21 protein-coding genes are annotated in these 17,703 nt (G+C 70.0%); 3 read left to right on the top strand and 18 right to left on the bottom strand.

What is annotated here, in order from left to right; translation table 11 throughout:
• The 6 genes from FVQ89_RS03165 to hisC form a co-directional block, all read right to left on the bottom strand.
• Nucleotides 1–870, bottom strand: a complete 870-nt coding sequence (locus FVQ89_RS03165) for a metal ABC transporter permease (RefSeq protein WP_147900459.1) — start codon at nt 868–870, stop codon at nt 1–3.
• Nucleotides 867–1,670 carry a metal ABC transporter ATP-binding protein gene (locus FVQ89_RS03160; RefSeq protein WP_147900458.1) on the bottom strand — a complete coding sequence of 268 codons (804 nt, stop codon included), beginning with the start codon at nt 1,668–1,670 and terminating at the stop codon, nt 867–869. The genes FVQ89_RS03165 and FVQ89_RS03160 overlap by 4 nt, the downstream gene beginning before the upstream one ends.
• A gap of 68 nt (nt 1,671–1,738) precedes the next feature.
• On the bottom strand, nt 1,739–3,085 hold the full coding sequence (locus FVQ89_RS03155; protein WP_147900457.1) for a dihydrolipoamide acetyltransferase family protein: 1,347 nt from the start codon (nt 3,083–3,085) through the stop codon (nt 1,739–1,741).
• Nucleotides 3,086–3,108: 23 nt separating this feature from the next.
• Nucleotides 3,109–4,089 (bottom strand): alpha-ketoacid dehydrogenase subunit beta, encoded by a 981-nt coding sequence (locus tag FVQ89_RS03150; RefSeq protein WP_147900456.1) that lies wholly within the window; start codon nt 4,087–4,089, stop codon nt 3,109–3,111.
• The gene (locus tag FVQ89_RS03145) at nt 4,086–5,204 is read right to left on the bottom strand and encodes a thiamine pyrophosphate-dependent dehydrogenase E1 component subunit alpha (RefSeq protein ID WP_147900455.1); all 1,119 of its coding nucleotides are present in this window, start codon (nt 5,202–5,204) and stop codon (nt 4,086–4,088) included. The genes FVQ89_RS03150 and FVQ89_RS03145 overlap by 4 nt, the downstream gene beginning before the upstream one ends.
• Nucleotides 5,205–5,239: 35 nt before the next feature.
• Nucleotides 5,240–6,295, bottom strand: coding sequence for a histidinol-phosphate transaminase (gene hisC / locus FVQ89_RS03140; protein ID WP_147900454.1), 1,056 nt, complete (start codon nt 6,293–6,295; stop codon nt 5,240–5,242).
• Nucleotides 6,296–6,354: 59 nt separating this feature from the next.
• On the opposite strand from hisC, the gene FVQ89_RS03135 reads away from it, so the two are divergent.
• Nucleotides 6,355–6,780 carry a phage holin family protein gene (locus FVQ89_RS03135; RefSeq protein ID WP_147900453.1) on the top strand — a complete coding sequence of 142 codons (426 nt, stop codon included), beginning with the start codon at nt 6,355–6,357 and terminating at the stop codon, nt 6,778–6,780.
• On the opposite strand, the gene FVQ89_RS03130 is transcribed toward FVQ89_RS03135, so the two are convergent.
• Both FVQ89_RS03130 and FVQ89_RS03125 read right to left on the bottom strand, forming a co-directional pair.
• Nucleotides 6,749–8,164, bottom strand: a complete 1,416-nt coding sequence (locus FVQ89_RS03130; protein ID WP_147900452.1) for a hypothetical protein — start codon at nt 8,162–8,164, stop codon at nt 6,749–6,751. The genes FVQ89_RS03135 and FVQ89_RS03130 overlap by 32 nt on opposite strands.
• Entirely contained in the window at nt 8,154–8,402 is a 249-nt protein-coding gene (locus FVQ89_RS03125; protein ID WP_147900451.1) for a hypothetical protein, read from the bottom strand. The genes FVQ89_RS03130 and FVQ89_RS03125 overlap by 11 nt, the downstream gene beginning before the upstream one ends.
• A gap of 141 nt (nt 8,403–8,543) precedes the next feature.
• Between FVQ89_RS03125 and FVQ89_RS03120 the strand changes: the two genes are divergently transcribed.
• Nucleotides 8,544–9,068 carry a low molecular weight protein-tyrosine-phosphatase gene (locus FVQ89_RS03120; protein WP_147900450.1) on the top strand — a complete coding sequence of 175 codons (525 nt, stop codon included), beginning with the start codon at nt 8,544–8,546 and terminating at the stop codon, nt 9,066–9,068.
• Entirely contained in the window at nt 9,065–10,450 is a 1,386-nt protein-coding gene (gene purB, locus FVQ89_RS03115; RefSeq protein ID WP_147900449.1) for an adenylosuccinate lyase, read from the top strand. Before FVQ89_RS03120 ends, purB begins: the two co-directional genes overlap by 4 nt.
• A 42-nt stretch (nt 10,451–10,492) precedes the next feature.
• On the opposite strand, the gene FVQ89_RS03110 is transcribed toward purB, so the two are convergent.
• The 10 genes from FVQ89_RS03110 to FVQ89_RS03065 all read right to left on the bottom strand — a co-directional run.
• Nucleotides 10,493–10,807 (bottom strand): hypothetical protein, encoded by a 315-nt coding sequence (locus tag FVQ89_RS03110; RefSeq protein ID WP_147900448.1) that lies wholly within the window; start codon nt 10,805–10,807, stop codon nt 10,493–10,495.
• On the bottom strand, nt 10,804–11,430 hold the full coding sequence (locus tag FVQ89_RS03105; protein WP_147900447.1) for a DUF308 domain-containing protein: 627 nt from the start codon (nt 11,428–11,430) through the stop codon (nt 10,804–10,806). The genes FVQ89_RS03110 and FVQ89_RS03105 overlap by 4 nt, the downstream gene beginning before the upstream one ends.
• Nucleotides 11,431–11,469: 39 nt before the next feature.
• Nucleotides 11,470–12,360, bottom strand: a complete 891-nt coding sequence (locus FVQ89_RS03100) for a TIGR01777 family oxidoreductase (RefSeq protein ID WP_147900446.1) — start codon at nt 12,358–12,360, stop codon at nt 11,470–11,472.
• A 32-nt stretch (nt 12,361–12,392) separates the two neighbouring features.
• Nucleotides 12,393–12,950: a YbaK/EbsC family protein gene (locus FVQ89_RS03095; RefSeq protein ID WP_147900445.1), complete on the bottom strand. Its 558-nt coding sequence runs from the start codon at nt 12,948–12,950 to the stop codon at nt 12,393–12,395.
• 55 nt (nt 12,951–13,005) lie between these two features.
• A complete protein-coding gene (gene dnaB, locus FVQ89_RS03090; RefSeq protein ID WP_147900444.1) occupies nt 13,006–14,382 on the bottom strand; it encodes a replicative DNA helicase in 1,377 nt (458 codons plus the stop codon).
• A gap of 429 nt (nt 14,383–14,811) precedes the next feature.
• A complete protein-coding gene (rplI, locus tag FVQ89_RS03085) occupies nt 14,812–15,264 on the bottom strand; it encodes a 50S ribosomal protein L9 (RefSeq protein ID WP_147900443.1) in 453 nt (150 codons plus the stop codon).
• Nucleotides 15,265–15,274: 10 nt separating this feature from the next.
• Nucleotides 15,275–15,535 (bottom strand): 30S ribosomal protein S18, encoded by a 261-nt coding sequence (rpsR, locus tag FVQ89_RS03080; RefSeq protein WP_147900442.1) that lies wholly within the window; start codon nt 15,533–15,535, stop codon nt 15,275–15,277.
• A 41-nt stretch (nt 15,536–15,576) separates the two neighbouring features.
• Nucleotides 15,577–16,065 (bottom strand): single-stranded DNA-binding protein, encoded by a 489-nt coding sequence (locus FVQ89_RS03075; protein WP_147900441.1) that lies wholly within the window; start codon nt 16,063–16,065, stop codon nt 15,577–15,579.
• A gap of 3 nt (nt 16,066–16,068) precedes the next feature.
• Entirely contained in the window at nt 16,069–16,458 is a 390-nt protein-coding gene (rpsF, locus tag FVQ89_RS03070) for a 30S ribosomal protein S6 (RefSeq protein WP_147900440.1), read from the bottom strand.
• Nucleotides 16,459–16,559: 101 nt separating this feature from the next.
• The coding region (locus tag FVQ89_RS03065; RefSeq protein ID WP_255513388.1) for a CCA tRNA nucleotidyltransferase at nt 16,560–17,703 on the bottom strand (1,144 nt) is incomplete at its 5' end.

Here is a 17,703-nt window from a genome sequence, read left to right as displayed (position 1 = left end):
TCACACCGCCCTTTCCGACGCCACCAGGGTACGTCGGTCGCGCACCCGCCGACCAGCGAGGCGGCATACGAGATAGATGACGAACGAGATGGTGGTCACGTACGGGCTGATCGGCACGCTCGACCCGAGCGCGAGCATGATTCCGCCCACGAGCGAGGTCACCGCGAACAGCATCGACAGCACCGGCACCCACAGTTGCGAGCTCGAGATCCGCAGGGCGGCAGCGGCGGGGGTCACGAGGATCGACAGCACGAGCAGGGCTCCGACGATCTGGATGCTCGCCGCGACAGCGAGCCCCAGCAGCAGCATGAAGGCGATCGAGATGCCGCGCACCGGAACGCCGCGCGCGGCCGCCACTTCGGCATCGAGGCTCGCGAAGGTCAGCGGGCGCCACATCACGAGGAGCCCGATCACGACGATCGCCGAGACGATCGCGAGCGCCGACAACCGCGGGTCGTCCACCGCGACGATCTGCCCGGTCAGCAGGCCGAACTTCGTGGTCGCGCGCCCCGGATACAGCGCGAGGCACAGAATCCCGAGCCCCAGGCCGAAGGGCATCAGCACCGCGGTGATCGAATTGCGTTCTCGAGCGCGCGAGCCGAGCAGGCCGATCAGCAGCGCCGCGACGAGCGAGCCCAGGATCGAGCCCTCCACGACTCCGATGCCGAGCAGGAGCCCCGCGGCGGCGCCCGCGAACGAGAGCTCGCTGATGCCGTGCACGGCGAATGCGAGATCGCGCGTCATGACGAAGACGCCGATGAGGCCACCCGCGATGCCGAGCACGGCCCCCGCGAGGATCGAGTTGTGCAGGAGCGCGAGGAGCTCCCCGTAGTCGCGGAAGTCGAAGAGAGCGCTCCACCAGTCGCTCATGCGTCCACCTCGAGCTCGTGCTCGTGGTGTGTGTGGTCGGGTGCACCCACGATCACGACCCGGCCACGGGTGCGGACGACGTCGACCTCGGCCTGGTACAGCTCGCTCAGCACCTCGCTGCGCAGCACCTCGTCGGGCGTGCCGATGCGGAACCGCCCGCCCGCGAGGTAGAGCACGCGGTCGACCATGCCGAGGATGGGGTTCACGTCGTGAGTGACGAACATCACGCCGAATCCGCGCTCGCGTCGGTGCCGATCGATGAGCTCGCTCACGACCCGCTGCGCCCGGAGGTCGAGCGAGGCGAGCGGCTCGTCGCACAGCATCAGCAGCGGATCGCCCGCGAGCGCCTGCGCCACCCGCAGCCGCTGCTGTTCGCCGCCCGAGAGGAGCGCGACCGGTGCGTTGGCGTAGTGGCTTCCGCCGACGGATGCGAGGAGCACGTCGATGCGCGCGCGGCGCTCGCGCCCCGGGAGCGGGAGCCCCCAACGGTGTCCGTCGACGCCCAGCCCGACGAGGTCGCGACCGCGGATGCGCAGGGCCGGATCCTGACCGCGCTGCTGCGGGATGTATCCGATGCGGCGGTCCCCGCGCCGTGCAGGCCGCCCGTCGACGAGGATGCCGCCGTCGCTCAGGCGGTGCTCGCCGAGGATCGCGCGCAGCAGGCTCGTCTTCCCCGATCCGTTCGCGCCGAGCACGGCGACGAACTCACCGGGCGCGACGTCGAGGTCGAGGTCGGTCCACAGGGTGCGCGCGCCGAGAGCGAGGCGCGCGCCGCGCACGCTGAGCACCGGATCCGTCACCCGCACACCCTACCTGAGAACCGTTCTCAGCGCAGCGCAGCGCGCGCCCGGCCGATCCGGGACTCGCCTCAGTCGAGCAGGAGCGCCGGCTCCTCGAGCACGCTCGCGACATCCGCCGTGAACCGGCTCGCGACATCCCCGTCGACCACGCGGTGGTCGAAGCTCGCCCCCACGGTCGTGACGTACGCGGGGCGCACCTCGCCGTCGACGACCCACGGCTTCTGCTTGATCGCGCCGAGCGCGACGATCGCCACCTCGCCCGGGTTCAGGATCGGCGTGCCGGTGTCCATCCCGAACGAGCCGAGGTTCGTGATCGTGATGGTGCCGCCCGACATCGCGGCCGGCTGGGTCTTGCCCTCCCGAGCGGTCAGGGTCAGCTGCTCGAGGGACTGCGCGAGCTCCAGCATGCTGAGATCCTGCGCGTCCTTCACGTTGGGCACGATGAGTCCGCGCGGGGTCGCCGCCGCGATCCCGAGGTTCACGTAGTGGCGGATGATGATCTCCTCATCCGTCCACGACGAGTTGACCGTCGGGTTGCGGCGCACGGCCCAGATGATCGCCTTCGCCATCACGAGCAGCGGGCTCACCCGCACTCCGGCGAAGTCAGGCGACGACTTGAGGCGCTTGACGTACTCCATGGTCCGCGTGGCGTTCACGTCGGTGAACACCGAGACGTGCGGCGCCGTGAACGCGGAGGCGACCATCGCCTGAGCTGTCGCCTTGCGCACACCCTTCACGGGCACGCGCTCCTCGCGCTCCGACGGCCACGCCGGCGTCTGGATGTTGCGGAACACGCTCGCCTGCTCGGCCTGGCGGATGACGTCTTCGCGCAGCACCTCGCCACCGGGTCCCGTCGCCGAGACCTGCTGCAGGTCGACCCCGAGATCCTTCGCGAGCTTGCGGATCGGCGGCTTCGCGAGCACAGGAGTCGCGGATTCGCGGCTGGGGCGCGGGGCCGTCCGTGCGGGCGCGGGTGCCGCGGCGTCGGCCTCCGCCGTCGCGACCGCGGGTCCCGGACGGCGACGGCGGCTCGCGGAGTGCCCGCCCTTCGAGCCGTACCCGACGAGCACCGCACCGGAGCCCTCGTCGTCGGACTGCGGGGCGTGAGAGAGGTCGGAGACCGCTCCGAGCCCCTCGGAGTCGTTCGCCGGCGCCTGCAGCTCGATGGAACCGCCGGAGGAATCGACCCGGATGATCGGGCTGCCGACCTCGACGGTCGCGCCCTCCTCCGCGAGCAGTTCGGTCACGGTGCCCGCGAAAGGACTCGGGAGCTCGACGAGCGACTTCGCCGTCTCGATCTCGACGAGTACCTGGTTCACCTGGACGGAGTCGCCCGGCTGCACCTTCCACGAGACGATCTCGGCCTCGGTGAGACCTTCGCCGACGTCGGGCAGCGGGAATTCTGCATGGGCCACGCGAGGCTCCTCACGGATCGGGGTCAGTAGGCGAGTGAACGGTCGACCGCTTCGAGGATCCGGTCGACGTCGGGGAGGTAGTCGCCCTCGAGCTTCGCGGGCGGGAAGGGCGTGTCGAACCCGGAGACCCGCAGTACGGGCGCTTCGAGCGAATAGAAGGCGCGCTCGGCGATCGTCGCCGCGATCTCGGAGCCGACCGACACATTGCCGGGCGCCTCCTGCGCGATCACGAGATGTCCGGTCTTCTGCACCGACTCCAGGATCGGGCCGTAGTCGATCGGCGAGATCGAGCGCAGGTCGATGACCTCGACGCTCGTGCCCTCCGACTCGGCCACGTCGGCGACCTGCATCAGTTGCGCGAGCATCGCGCCGTGACCGACGAGCGTCACCTGCGATCCGGTGCGGACCACGCGGCTCTGGTGCATCGGCACGGGAACGCCGTCGTCGGCCACCTCTCCCTTGTGCCAGTAGCGGCTCTTCGGTTCGAAGAACAGCACGGGGTCGTTGGAGGCGATCGCCTGCTGGATCATCCAGAACGCGTCGTTGGAGGTCGCGGGGCTCACGACCCGCAGGCCCGCCGTGTGCGCGAAGTACGTCTCCGGGCTCTCCTGGTGGTGCTCGACGGCTCCGATGTGACCGCCGTAGGGCACCCGGATCACCACGGGGAACGACTGCGAGCCCTCGTGCCGGTAGGTGAGCTTCGCCAGCTGCGACGTGATCTGGTCGAAGCCGGGGAAGATGAACCCCTCGAACTGGATCTCGCAGACGGGGCGGTAACCGCGCATCGCGAGGCCGATCGCCGTGCCGACGATGCCCGACTCGGCGAGAGGCGTGTCGAGCACGCGGTTCTCGCCGAACTCGGTCTTCAGCCCCTCGGTCACGCGGAACACGCCGCCGAGAGTGCCGATGTCCTCGCCCATCAGGATCACGCGGTCGTCGTCAGCCATCGCCCGGCGGAGGCCCTCGTTGATGGCCTTCGACATCGGAAGCATCCGCTCGGTCATGCGTCGCCTCCTTCGAAGCCCGCCTCGTACGCCGCGTACCACGCGGCCTGCTGCTCCACGAGCGGATGCGGGTCGGTGTAGACGTTGCTGAACACCTTCGACGACGTCGGGGGCTCGAGTTCAGACGTCCGGCGACGGACGTCGGCCGCGAGATCCTCGGCCTCGGTCGCGACGTCCTGGAAGAACTCCTCGCCCTCGCCGCGTGCGCGCAGGTAGGCCTCGAACCGACTGATCGGGTCGCGCTCGCTCCAGAAGCGCATCTCCTCGTCCTCGCGGTACTTCGTCGGATCGTCGCTCGAAGTGTGCGCGCCCATCCGGTAGGTCAGCGCCTCGATAAAGCAGGGACCTGCGCCCGAGCGCGCGGCCTCGAGCCCGGCGGCGGTCACGGCGTAGCTCGCGAGCACGTCGTTGCCGTCGATCTGCACCGAGGGGATGCCGAAGCCGGTGGAGCGCAGGTAGAGCGGGCTGCGCGACTGCCGCTCGACCGGCACCGAGATCGCCCAGTGGTTGTTCTGGAGGAAGAAGACCTGGGGGGTGCGGTAGCTCGACGCGAAGACGAACGACTCGCTGACGTCCCCCTGGCTCGTGGCGCCGTCGCCGAAGTACACGAGCACCGCGGTGTCCGTCGTGGGGTCGCCGGTGCCGCTCTTGCCGTCGAGCGCCACGCCCATCGCGTACCCGGTCGCATGCAGCGTCTGCGACCCGATCACAAGGGTGAAGAGGTGGAAGTTGCCGGTCTCGGCGGGAACCCATCCGCCGTGGGAGTTGCCGCGGAGCATCTCGATGATCTTCATGAGGTCGAGACCGCGGATGCGGCCCACGACGTGCTCGCGGTACGAGGGGAAGATGTGGTCCTGGGGGCGAGCGGCGTACGCGGAGCCGACCTGGGCGGCCTCCTGGCCGAGGCTCGGAATCCACAGACCCAGCTGACCCTGGCGCTGCAGGTTGCCCGCCTCGATGTCGAATCGACGCATCACGACCATCTGCCGGTGGAAGTCGCGCAGCCGCTCATCGTCGAGAGCGGCCAGGTGCGGCAGATACGGTGCCGTCGCGTCGTTCTCGACGAGAGCCCCCTGCGGCGAGAGCAACTGGATCGTCGCCTCGGTGTAAGACATAGGGACAACCCTAGCCCGGGCGTATTCCCCAGAACTCAGAGGGTCTGCACAATGCGTTCCGTGGCTCGTAGGAGCTGATCCACAGACTCCTCCTCGCCGACGGTGACGCGGATGCCCTCCGGGGCGAACACGCGCGCGACGATCCCGTGCTCCTCGAGCACCGTCGCGGCGGCGGCAGTCGCCTGGCCGGTCGGCAACCAGACGAAGTTGCCTTGGGGCTCGGGGATGGTCCAGCCCTGGGCGCGAAGCGCGTCGCGGATGCGCTCCCGACGCTCCACGAGCTCCGCGACCTGCGCCCGGTAGTCGTCCTCGTGGTCGAGCGCGGCGAGGGCGGCCCGCTGCGCGGGCTCGGTGACCGAGAGCGCGATCGCCGTGCTGCGTGCAGCGTCGAGCACGTAGGAAGGGCCGGCGGCGTAGCCGACGCGCAGCCCCGCGAGTCCGTACGCCTTCGAGAAGGTGCGCAGCACCACGAGGTTCGGGTACCGCTCGAGCAGCGGCAGCCCGTCGACCGCGGCCGGGTCGGTCACGAACTCGCGGTAGGCCTCGTCGAGGACGACGAGCACGGTCTGCGGAACGCGTTCCATGAACGCCTCGAACTCGGATGCGGTGACGACGGCGCTCGTCGGGTTGTTGGGGGTGCAGACGAGGATGAGCCGAGTGCGGTCGGTGACGGCATCGGCCATCGCGAGCAGGTCGTGCGATCCGTCGGGGCGGCCGGGGACGGTCACGCTCGTCGCTCCCGTGACCGTCACGATGCCCGGGTAGGCCTCGAACGAGCGCCAGGCGTAGAGGATCTCGTCGCCCGGGCCCGAGGTCGCCTGGGCGAGCTGGTGAAGGATCGAGACGGACCCCGCTCCGACGTGGACCTCGTCGACCGTGACGCCGAGGCGCTCGGCAAGGCGCACCCGCAGGGCGGTCGCCGCGCCGTCGGGGTAGCGGCCGATCGTCGACTCGGCGATCGCGGCGGTGACCTCGGGCAGCGTCGGGAACGGGCTCTCGTTGGAGGAGAGCTTGAAGGCCTCGCGCGGAGCGGCTCGCCCCTGTCGGTACGGCTCGAGGGCGGCGATCTCGGGGCGGAGGGTCACGGGCATGTCGACAGCCTAAAGCGGCGGACGTGGCGGATGCGGCGGGCCGCTGGGATGATGCTGGCATGCGATTCCTGCTGCGCACCCTCATCAACGCATTCGCCCTCTGGCTCTCGGTGTTCATCCTCACGCCCCACGTGGAGATGAACTCCTGGGACGCCGCGGCGGATGCGGCCGCGGCCGACCAGTCCACCATCTCGTGGCCGCTCGTGTGGACGTACCTGCTGGTCGCGCTCATCTTCGGCATCGTGAACGGCATCGTCGGCACGGTGATCCGCATCGTCGCGTTCCCGCTGTACATCCTGACCCTCGGTCTCATCTCGCTCATCGTGAACGGGCTGCTGTATCTGCTGGTCGCCTGGATCTCGACGCTCATCGGATTCGGCCTGTCGGTCGAGGGGTTCTGGTGGGGTGTCCTCGGCGCGCTCGTGCTCGGCGTGATCGCCTGGCTCATCGGGATCATCTTCCGGCCGCTGACGAAGCGCCGGTGATCCGCTCGGCTCGGTAACCCGAGACGGTCACGCTCGAGCCCTCGCGGCGCACGCGGTCCTGAACGAACTCGTCGAGGGCGTCGAGCTCCGCCCGCACGCTCGGCGACCTCGCGGCATCGATGAGCCGCGCCGTCTGGGCATAGTTCTCGCGCTGGTGGGCGGGCACCGGAAGCCCGGCGGGAATCTCGGCACCCGCAGAGAAGGCACGACGCTCGACGATCGTGCGGTCGTTCTCCGCCGGCGGCCCCCCGACCGCCACGACGAGGTCATCCGTGTGCTGCACCGAGAGACCCCGGATTCCCTCGGGAAGCGCGACCCCGCCGCCCGGATCGCCGAAGGTCTCGAGGCCGACGGCGTTCCACCGACCTGACGCGGCGATCCGGTCGGCAACGAGCGCACCCTGCGAGTAGCCCACGAACACCACCTCGGAGCGCGCGTCGATCCCGGCATCTCGCATGGCGAGTTCGGTCGCGCGGAGCGACCCCGCAGGGAGCCCCGCCACACCCGCGAGGTTGCTTGTGAGGTCCCACGGGTCGCCGTCGGCGATCGGCGAGAAGGTGCGGGTCGGTGCGACGTAGACGACGAAGCGGTCGGGGACGCCGGGCGCTGCATACCTCTCGATGCGGACGTGCTCGTCGTCCGGGATGCGGGCGAGGCGATCCTCGGCGCTACGGGGCGCACCGCCTCCGCGCGAAGTAGCGCGCTCGACACGTACGGGGGTCTCGGCGAAGACGCCTGCCCCCGCCCCCATGGACATCACCGCCGCTGCGCTCGTGTCGACACCGAGGATCCCGAGACCCCGCTCGCCGAGGAGCATCCGGAGCGGCGCGGGCATCCCCGCGAGGGCCAGCGCGGCATCGTCCGAGTTGGAGACCACCCGCCGCACGAGTGCGCAGAACTCAGGGCTCGTCACGAGCTCCGGGTGATCGAGCAGGTACTGACCGGCCGCCTCCTGCTTGCGGTCGGCGTCTCCGGAGGCCGTCACCCACGCGTACCAGGCGCCGAGGGCGGCCCACGGGAGCACGGCCACGAGGCCCGCCGCGACGAGGCCCGCGGTCCACGCGGACGCCGCATCCTGCGCGGTCGATGCGGCGCGCTCCGCTGACGCGTATCCGGCCTCCGCGACGATCACCGCGGCGCGCAGGCGACGCGCCTCGTCCGCCGACGCGACGGCGACCTCCGCGGCCCGCTCGATCGGTCGGCGGAGTGCCTGGCCCGGGCCGTCGAGCGCGAGGATCGCGAGGCGATGGCCGGCGATGTCGAGGGCGTCGGCGAGCGAGGAGAGCTCCGGGAGGTGCGCGAGCAGCGCATCGGTCGCGACCATGACCTCCCCGGCGCCCCGCACCACGAGATGCGAATCGGCGCCGGCCGGATCAGAGGACATGCTGCAGCTCGGCCCACGCGAGCCGCTCGACCTCGACGACTCGGTGCGCGGCTTCACCGAGACCGCACGCGAGACGCTCGACCGCGGCGCGGTACGACTCGTACGCGGGCCCGCGCCACGCCTCCGGACCGACACGGGGAACGCGGGCGGCGCGCGCCGACAGCTCGACCGCGATGGCGTGCAGCTCGGCCACACGACCGCGCAGCCGCTCGATCTCGATCGGGGGGACGTCGGACACGTGGCTCCTCCTGTCTGTGGCTTTCACGGAGAAGCCAGCCTCCCGCCGATCCCGCGCGCGCTCGCGATCGATCGCCCGATCTGACGAGGGCATCGCGAATCCGCGGGTGTGGAGGAGCGGCGGAGCGGCCACAATGGGCGCATGAGCTTCGACGCATCGGGCACGGATCCGGTCGTCTTCCGCATCTGTTTCGTCTGCACCGGCAACATCTGCCGCTCCCCGATGGCGGAGGCGATCTTCCGCAGCATCGTCACGGCCGGCGGCTACGGCAACAGCGTGCGGGTCACCTCCGCAGCCACGGGCGACTGGCACGTCGGCGAGCGCGCCGACCCGCGCACGATCGCCGCACTCGAATCTCACGGATACGACGGCCGCGCGCACCGCGCCCGCCAGTTCGATCCGGCCTGGTTCCCCGACCTCGACCTCGTCGTCGCCTTCGACCGAGGGCACGAGCGGGTGCTGCGCGAGTGGGCGCCGACCGAAGCGGATCAGAGCAAAGTGCAGCTCCTGATGAGCTTCGACCCGGAATCATCAGGCACGATGGATGTGCCGGACCCGTACTATTCGGACGCTGCGATGTTCGACACGGTGCTCGGGGTCATCGAGCGCGCAGGACGCGCGCTCTTCCGGCAGCTCGAACCCGCGATCCGACAGGGAGTCTCATGAGTCCGCTTCCCCCGCAGCCGATCAGCCCGCTCGACGGGCGCTACCGCGCGGCGGTCGAGGGCCTGGGAGAGTTCCTCTCCGAAGCCGGCCTCAACAAGGCGCGGGTGCACGTCGAGGTCGAGTGGCTGCTCTTCCTCGCGGAGCGCGGCATGTTCGGCGCCGAGGTGCCGAGTGCCGAGCAGGCACGGGCGTTGCGCAGCTGGGCGGCCGAGTTCGGCCAGGCCGAGATCGATGAACTCGCGACCGTCGAGGCCACCACCCGCCACGACGTGAAGGCGGTCGAATACCTCGTGCGCCGACAGCTCGCCGACCTGGGCCTCACGCCGCTCGCCGAGCTCACGCACTTCGCCTGCACGAGCGAGGACATCAACAACCTCTCCTACGGGATCACCCTGCGCGCCGCCCTCCACGAGGTGTGGCTGCCCCGTCTGCGCGGCGTCATCGAGGCTCTGCGCGCTCTCGCCATCGCCCAGCGCGACCAGCCGATGCTCGCGCACACGCACGGTCAGCCGGCGACTCCCACCACCTTCGGCAAGGAGATCGCCGTCGTGGTGCACCGTCTGCAGCGGCAGCTCACGCGCATCGAGGCGGTCGAGTTCCCCGGAAAGTTCTCCGGAGCAACCGGCACCTTCTCGGCGCACGTCTCCGCCGATCCGGACGCCGACTGGCCGACCCTCTCGCGCGAGTTCGTGACCGGCCTCGGGCTCACCTGGAATCCGCTGACCACCCAGATCGAGTCGCACGACGGCCAGGCGGAGCTGTTCGGTCGCATCAGCCACGCGAACCGCATCCTCCACAACCTCGCAACCGACGTGTGGACCTACATCTCGATGGGATACCTCACGCAGATCCCGCAGGCGGGGGCGACGGGGTCGTCGACGATGCCCCACAAGATCAACCCGATCCGCTTCGAGAACGCCGAGGCGAACCTCGAGCTCTCGAGCGCGCTGCTCGACTCGCTCGCCTCGACCCTCGTCACGAGCCGCCTGCAGCGCGACCTCACCGACTCCACCACCCAGCGCAACATCGGCGTGGCCCTCGGCCACTCGGTGCTCGCGCTCGACAACCTCACCCGGGGGCTCGGTGAGATCGCCGTGAATCCGACAGCGCTCGCCGACGACCTCGACGGCAACTGGGAGGTGCTCGGTGAGGCGATCCAGACCGTGATCCGCGCGGAGGTCACCGCGGGTCGCTCGTCGATCGCCGACCCGTACGCGCTGCTCAAGGAGCTCACGCGCGGCAAGCGTGCGACGCAAGCCGACCTCGCTGCGTTCATCGAGGGGCTCGACATCGGCGACGACGCGAAGCAGCGACTGCTCGCGCTCACGCCAGCGAACTACACGGGACTCGCCTCCGCTCTCGTCGACTACCTCGACAGCTGAGCAGGCACCGCCAGGTCGGCGGGAAGGGACGGAACTGCGCGATCAGTGCCCGTGAGGATCACGGTGCACCGACCCCGCGCCGCCTGAGGGCGCGTCGGGATCGACCGGATCAACGCGGTCCTGCTCGTACGACGGATTCGCCGCGATCAGCAGCATGGCGAGAATCACGAGCGACGCGATGAACGCGACGGCGGCCATGATGAGCGCGAGACCCCACTCCCGTGTGCCCATGAAGACGAACACCCCGACGAAGACGCCGAAGATTCCCGCCAGGACGAGCAGCTCCACGGGCCGCAGGCGCTCTCGCCAGCTCGGGGTGCGGGGGGCGGGAGTGTCGTTCATCGCGTCCTCGGTCATGCTTCCGCCTTCTGGGGTGCGGTCCGCGGCGAGCGGAGGCTGATCGTCGCGATAGCGAGTTGCACGCCGACGAGTACGGCCCATGCGCCGAGCAGACCCACGAGCATCACATCGGCCGTGACGACACCCGAGATCACCCGGTCGCCGTCTTCCACGCTGTAGTCCTCGGCGAAGCCGCTCGGCACGAGGAGGAACACCAGACCGAGGGCGAGCGTGAGCGCACCCGTGAGGAGCCAGTCGCGGGCTGCGGCGCGGACGCGACGGAACCGTAGACCGTTCACGGTCTCGAGAGCGCCCGTGACGAGCGCCCATCCGCTCACGATCAGCACGACGTATCCGTGCTCGGCGCTGGGCACAAGCAGCGCGGCGATGCCCGCCACGGCGGTCACGATGCCCTGGGTGAGCACGGGTCCGCGGATGGCACGGTCGGCGCGAAGTCCGCTCGCGAGGAGCACGGCGGCCGTGAACACGGCGAAGATCCCGAAAGCGAGGAGGCCGAAGGAGGCCGTGTGATCCTGGCTGAAGGTGATCACGAGGCCGAGCACGAGAGCGGGGACAGCGCGAGCGAGCGGGGCGACCCAGTTGTCCGGTGCTCCGAGGGCAGGCGAAGCATCGGTGGGCACCCGCCCATCCTACGTCGCGGTGACCAGGGGGCCACCGGGTCAGTCGAGGTCGTCCACCGCGGCGTCGACGTTGTCGTGCCGGAACGCGAACCCGTCGGCGGCGAGCGCCGCAGGTATCACTCGCTGATCGGCGAGCAGCAACTCGCGTCCGGCCGTTCCGAGGGCGGCCGTGATCGCGAACGCGGGCGCCGGAAGCCAGTACGGCCGGTGCTCGTGGTGCGCCACCGCGCGGATGACCTCGCCCGCAGTGGCGGCGTGCGGCCCGACGATGTTGACCGGGCCGTCGAGCTCCGAGTCGATGAGGTGCACGAGGGCTGCCGCCTCGTCGTGGAGGCTGACCCACGGCCAGTGCTGCCGGCCGCTGCCGAGGGGGCCTGCGAGACCGAACCGGGCCAGCGTCCGCACGGGCGCGGTGGCGCCCTCCGGGCCGATGACGAGTCCGGTGCGTGCGAGCACGACGCGAGTGGCCTCGGGTGCGGCACGCGCCGCGCCCTCCCAGGCCCGCACGACCTCCGCGAGGAACCCGCCGCCGGGGGCCGACGCCTCGGTGAGCTGCTCGCCCGGCCGCGATCCGTAGACGCCGACGGCCGAGGCGCTCACGAGAACCGCAACGGGCTCGCCGATGCGCGCCCTCTCGTGCAGCGCACCCGTGATTGCCGTGGTCGCACTCACGCGCGAGTGGAGGATCTCGGTGCGGTACGCGCGCGTCCAGGGAAGCTTCGCGAGGCTCGCCCCCGACAGATTGATCACGGCATCCGCGCCCGCAAGCGCCTGAGGATCGAGGTACCCGGATGCCGGATCCCAGCCGATCTCGTCGGCGCCCGCCGGGGTCCGACGCACGAGCGTGACGACGCGGTCGCCGCGGTCACGGAGGCGCTCGGCGAGCGCCCGTCCGATCATCCCCGAGCCGCCGCCGATGACGATGAGCATGCGATCACGCTACGTCAGCGGCGCGACGGCCGTCACCCCTTGACAGCGTCGACGGGAGTCGCGAGCCCGTCGATCACCTCGGCCCCCGGTAGCTGTGCGAGCACGGCACCCGGGAGGGCGATCTTGGCCGCGCGGATGCCGGCCCCGACGATCGCATCCGGTACGTCGACCACGCGCCGGTCGACGAGGATGCGCCACCCCTCGGGCAGTCCGAGCGGAGTGATGCCGCCGTACTCCATGCCGGTGAGCACGACGGCTTCGTCCATCGGCGCGAAGCTCGCCTTCCGCGCATCGAGCAGGCGGCGGACCGTGCCGTTCACATCGGCGCGGGTGGTGGCGAGCACGACGCATGCGGCGTAGCTCGTGGTCTCCCCGCGCCGTCCCTGCACGATGATGCAGTTCGCGGAGGCCTGCGGTGCGACACCGTAGGCGGCGCAGAATGCCGCGGTGTCGGCGAGTTCGCCGTCGATCGCGGCAACGCGGATGGCTGCGGCGAGCGCCGGGTCGAGCGCCGCGAGCGCGGAGCGCACCGGATCGGCGAGCAGCTCGGGAGCGGTGAGGGCGGGGCGCAGGTCGAGCGTCGAGGTCATCGCTCCCACGCTATCCGAGCATCGGCGCGGCCAGTCGGCCAGGGGGCGGCGCGGATCAGACGGGCGCCATGTCGGCGAAGCGCGAGAAGGCGCCCTGGAACGCGACCGTCACCGTGCCGGTCGGCCCGTTGCGGTGCTTCGCGATGATGAGGTCGGCCTCACCGGGGCGCGAGCTCTCTTTCTCATAGGCGCTCTCGCGATGCAGGAGAACCACCATGTCGGCGTCCTGCTCGAGCGATCCGGACTCACGGAGGTCTGAGAGGGCCGGCTTCTTGTCGACCCGCTGCTCCGGACCACGGTTCAGCTGCGACAGGGCGATCACCGGCACCTGCAGCTCCTTCGCGAGAAGCTTCAGCGCACGAGAGAACTCCGACACCTCCTGCTGGCGGCTCTCGACGCGCTTTCCCGAGGTCATGAGCTGCAGGTAGTCGATGACGACGAGCTTGAGCCCGGCGCGCTGCTTGAGCCGACGGCACTTCGCGCGGATCTCGACGAGGGTCATGTTGGGGCTGTCGTCGATGTACAGCGGTGCATCGGCGATGCGACCACGAGTGGAGGCGAGGAGAGTCCAGTCGTCGGAACGCACGTCGCCCTTGCGCAGCTTCTGCAGGAAGATGCTCGACTCTGCGGAGAGCAGGCGCATCGCGATCTCGCTGCGCCCCATCTCGAGCGAGAAGAAGATCGTCGGCAGGCCGTTGCCGATCGCCGCCGCGCGTGCGAAATCGAGAGCGAGCGTGGACTTTCCGAGCGCGGGACGCGCGGCGATGAGGATCAGCTGCCCCGGGTGCAGGCCGTTCGTCATGCCGTCGAGCTCGGCGAAGCCGGTGGGAACGCCCACCATCTGGCCGTCGCGGCCGCTCGCGTGCTCGATCTCCTCGGTGGCCGCCTCGATCGCCTGGAGCAGCGGCACGTAGTCCTCGGCATCCGCGCCACCCGCCACGCCGTAGATCTCGGCTTGCGCGTTGTTGACGAGGTCGGTGACCTCACCCTCGCTCGCGTAGCCCATCTGCACGATGCGGGTACCGGCCTCGACGAGACGGCGCAGCACCGCCTTCTCGGCGACGATCGAGGCGTAGTAGCCGGCGTTCGCGGCGGTGGGCACGACGCCGGTGAGCGTGTGGAGGTACTCGGGGCCGCCCGCGCGTTGCAGCGTGCCGGACTTCGTGAGCTCGTCGGTGACGGCGATCACATCGGTCGGCTCGCCGTGGGAGTAGAGCGTGAGGATCGCGTCGAAGATCACCTCGTGCTTGGGGATGTAGAAATCGACCCCACGCACCGTCTCGATGACGTCGGCCACGGCGTCCTTGCTGAGCAGCATTCCGCCGATGGCGCTCTGCTCGGCGAGGAGGTCGTGCGGAGGCGTCCGCTCACCCTGCCAGCCGTCGCGCGGCGCATCCGATTCCGGCGCCAGACCGAGATGGGCGATCGACACGGTGCTCCCTTCCGAGGTCGAAACTACGTGCCGCATCCGACATCGTGAGCAGGCTCACCGCGCTGCCGCGATCTGTTGTGTGGCGGTCGGGTGGCCCCTCCCCCGGAGGCACCGGATGCCAAGCTAGGCACCCCCCGAAGCAGGTTCAAACCCACCTGTGGATAACTATGTGGAATGTCGGCGGGAAACGCCGGAGGCGATGTGGGGAATCTGTGGAAGGCTCGGTGGAGAACTTCTTCAAGATTCGCCCCAACCGCCTTGTGATCAGGGATTTTCCCGCTCACACCCTGTGTGTAGAAACATGTCTACAGTTGGGGTTGAAGCTTGCCGTACCCCCCGAACGAGTGTGGACAAATCTCTTGACACCGGCTTCGAAAAACCAGTAACGGCGCACCCCCGAAGGGGCACGCCGTTACCTGGAATTCGGGCCTACTTGGCCGCGACGACCTCCAGCTGGAGGACGGCGACGACGTCCTGGCGCAGGCGAGCAGTCGCCTCGAAGCGGCCGGTCGACTTCACCGGGGTGGAGAGCTCGACGGTCTGCTTGTCGAGCGACCCGAGGCCTGCGGCCTCGACAGCCGCGACGACATCCGCCGGCTTGACCGATCCGAACAGACGACCCTCGCGGCCGGCCTTCACGCTGAGGCGCACGGGCGCCTCCTCGAGCTTGGCCTTCAGCGCCTGGGCGTCCTCGAGGGTGGCGAGCTCGCGGGCCGCACGAGCGGCCTTGATCTGCTCGACCTGCTTCTCGCCGCCGCGCGTCCACGCGACAGCGAACCCCTGCGGGATCAGGTAGTTGCGGGCGTAGCCGTTCTTGACGTCGACGACGTCGCCGGCCGAACCGAGTCCGGTCACCTCTGAGGTGAGGATGAGCTTCGACATGTCGGCCTCCTTAACGGCCCGAGCCCGCGTACGGGAGGAGCGCCATCTCACGCGCGTTCTTCACGGCGCGGGCGATGAGGCGCTGCTCCTGCACGGAGACACCGGTGATGCGGCGGGCGCGGATCTTGCCGCGCTCCGAGATGAACTTGCGCAGGGTGGCGACATCCTTGTAGTCGATGACGCCGACCTTGATCGACTTCGCGGGGGCGGCGTTCTTTCCGCCCTTGCCCCGCTTGCGGCGGTCCTGACCGCCGCTGCTCTTTCCAGCCATAGCTGATTTCCTTCTGGGTTCTTAGGTTCCGGCCCGGGGGCTCAGAACGGGGTCTCGTCGGAGTAGGTGCCGGGGGCGTTCCACACGTCGTTGGAGTCGGAGGGGCCAGAGGCCGCCCACGGCTCTTCTGCGACGGCGCTCTGCGAGCGCCCGCCTCCACCGCCGCCGGAGGTGCGAGTCACCTGGGCGGTCGCGTACCGGAGGCTCGGGCCGATCTCATCGACCTCGAGCTCGATCGCGGTGCGCTTGTTGCCGTCGCGGTCGTCGTAGGAGCGCTGCTTGAGTCGGCCGGTCGCGATGACGCGGCTGCCCTTCGTCAGCGAGCCGGCGACGTGCTCCGCGAACTCACGCCAGCAGGACGCGCGGAGGAACAGGGCCTCGCCGTCCTTCCAGTCGTTCGTCGCGCGATCGAAGGTGCGCGGCGTCGACGCGATCGTAAAGTTCGCGACCGCGAGTCCGGACTGCGTGTAGCGCAGCTCCGGGTCCGCCGTGAGGTTGCCCACGACCGTGATGATCGTTTCGCCGGCCATGAGCTACTCGGCGTCCTTGGCGGTCGGCTTGGCAGCCGGCTTCGCGGCGGCGCGCGCAGCCTTCTTCTCCTCGGCGGCGGCGTGCGCGGCGACGCGCGCCACGGCCTCCTCCGCGCGCAGCACCTTGGTGCGCAGCACGGCCTCGGAAAGCTTCAGCTGGCGGTCGAGCTCCTGGGTGGCGGCGCTCGTCGCGGTGAAGTTCACGACGGCGTAGATGCCCTCGGACTTCTTCTTGATCTCGTACGCCAGGCGGCGACGACCCCAGATGTCGACGTTCTCGATGGTGCCACCGTCGCCGGTGATCACGCCGAGGAACTTGTCCAGGCTGGGTGCGACGGTACGCTCATCGATCTCGGGATCGAGAATTACCATCAACTCGTACTGATGCGTCATTGACCCACCTCCTCTGGTCTGGAACGGCTGCAGGACTTCTGCAGCAGGAGGGTTGAATGCATCTGCCCGCGGCGCGTGAGCGCCTGGGCAACCTGCACATCCTACACGGAGTCGCGATCCGCCCACCAGGAGCGCAGGCGCGCCTCCGCATCGGAGGCGTCGAGCGGGCCCTCGTCGAGACGCAGCTCCAGCAAGAACCGGTATGCCTCGCCCACCGCGGGCCCTGGCCGGATGCCGAGGATCGCCATGATCTGCTCGCCGTCGAGGTCGGGCCGGATCGCGGCCAGCTCCTCCTCTTCGGCGAGCGTCGCGATCCGATCCTCCAGTCCGTCGTACGCGCGCTGCAGGCGGGTCGCCTTGCGCTGGTTGCGCGTCGTCACGTCCGCGCGCGACAGGATGTGCAGGCGCTCGAGCTGCTCGCCCGCGTCGCGCACGTACCGACGCACGGCGGCGTCCGTCCACGAGGTGTCGGCGTAACCGAAGAAGCGCAAGTGGAGCCGGACCAGCTGCGCGACCGCCTTGATCGTCTCGCCGTCGACCCGCAGCTCGCGCAACCGCTTGGTGGCGAGCTTCGCCCCGAGAACGTCGTGGTGGTGGAAGGTGACCGCACCGCCCGGCTCGATCTTGCGCGTCGCAGGCTTGCCGATGTCGTGCAGAAGCGCCGCGTAGCGGAGCACGAGGTCGGGAGCGTGGCCCCGCGACGCCTCGAGTGCGATCGCCTGCTCCAGCACCGTGAGGCTGTGCTCGTAGACGTCCTTGTGGTGCGCGTGCTCGTCGATCTCGAGGCGGAGCGCCGGAAGCTCGGGCAGTACGAGCTCCGCGAGGCCCGTGTCGACCAGCACACGGAGGCCGGGCACGGGGTTCGCGGTGAGCAGCATCTTTCCGAGCTCATCGCCGATCCGCTCCGCCGAGACGATGCCGATGCGATCGGCCATCGCCCCGATGGCCGCCGTCGCCGCCTCGTCGAGCGTGAACCCCAGCTGCGCCGTGAACCTCGCGCCCCGCAGCATCCGCAGCGGATCGTCGCCGAACGACACCTCCGGCTCGATGGGCGTGCGCAGGCGCTTCCCGAGCAGATCCTCGAGCCCGCCCGAAGGATCGACGAGCACCTTCGCGGGAAGCCGCAGCGCCATCGCGTTGACGGTGAAGTCGCGCCGCAGCAGGTCGCCCTCGAGGCTGTCGCCGAACGCGACGACGGGCTTGCGGGTGGTGCCGTCGTAGGCGTCCGAGCGATAGGTCGTGATC

The organism is Homoserinibacter sp. GY 40078, from assembly GCF_008017545.1.
Classification (GTDB): domain Bacteria; phylum Actinomycetota; class Actinomycetes; order Actinomycetales; family Microbacteriaceae; genus Homoserinibacter.
Note: the sequence above shows the minus strand (reverse complement) of the source record. Positions and strands in the feature narration are given on the sequence as shown.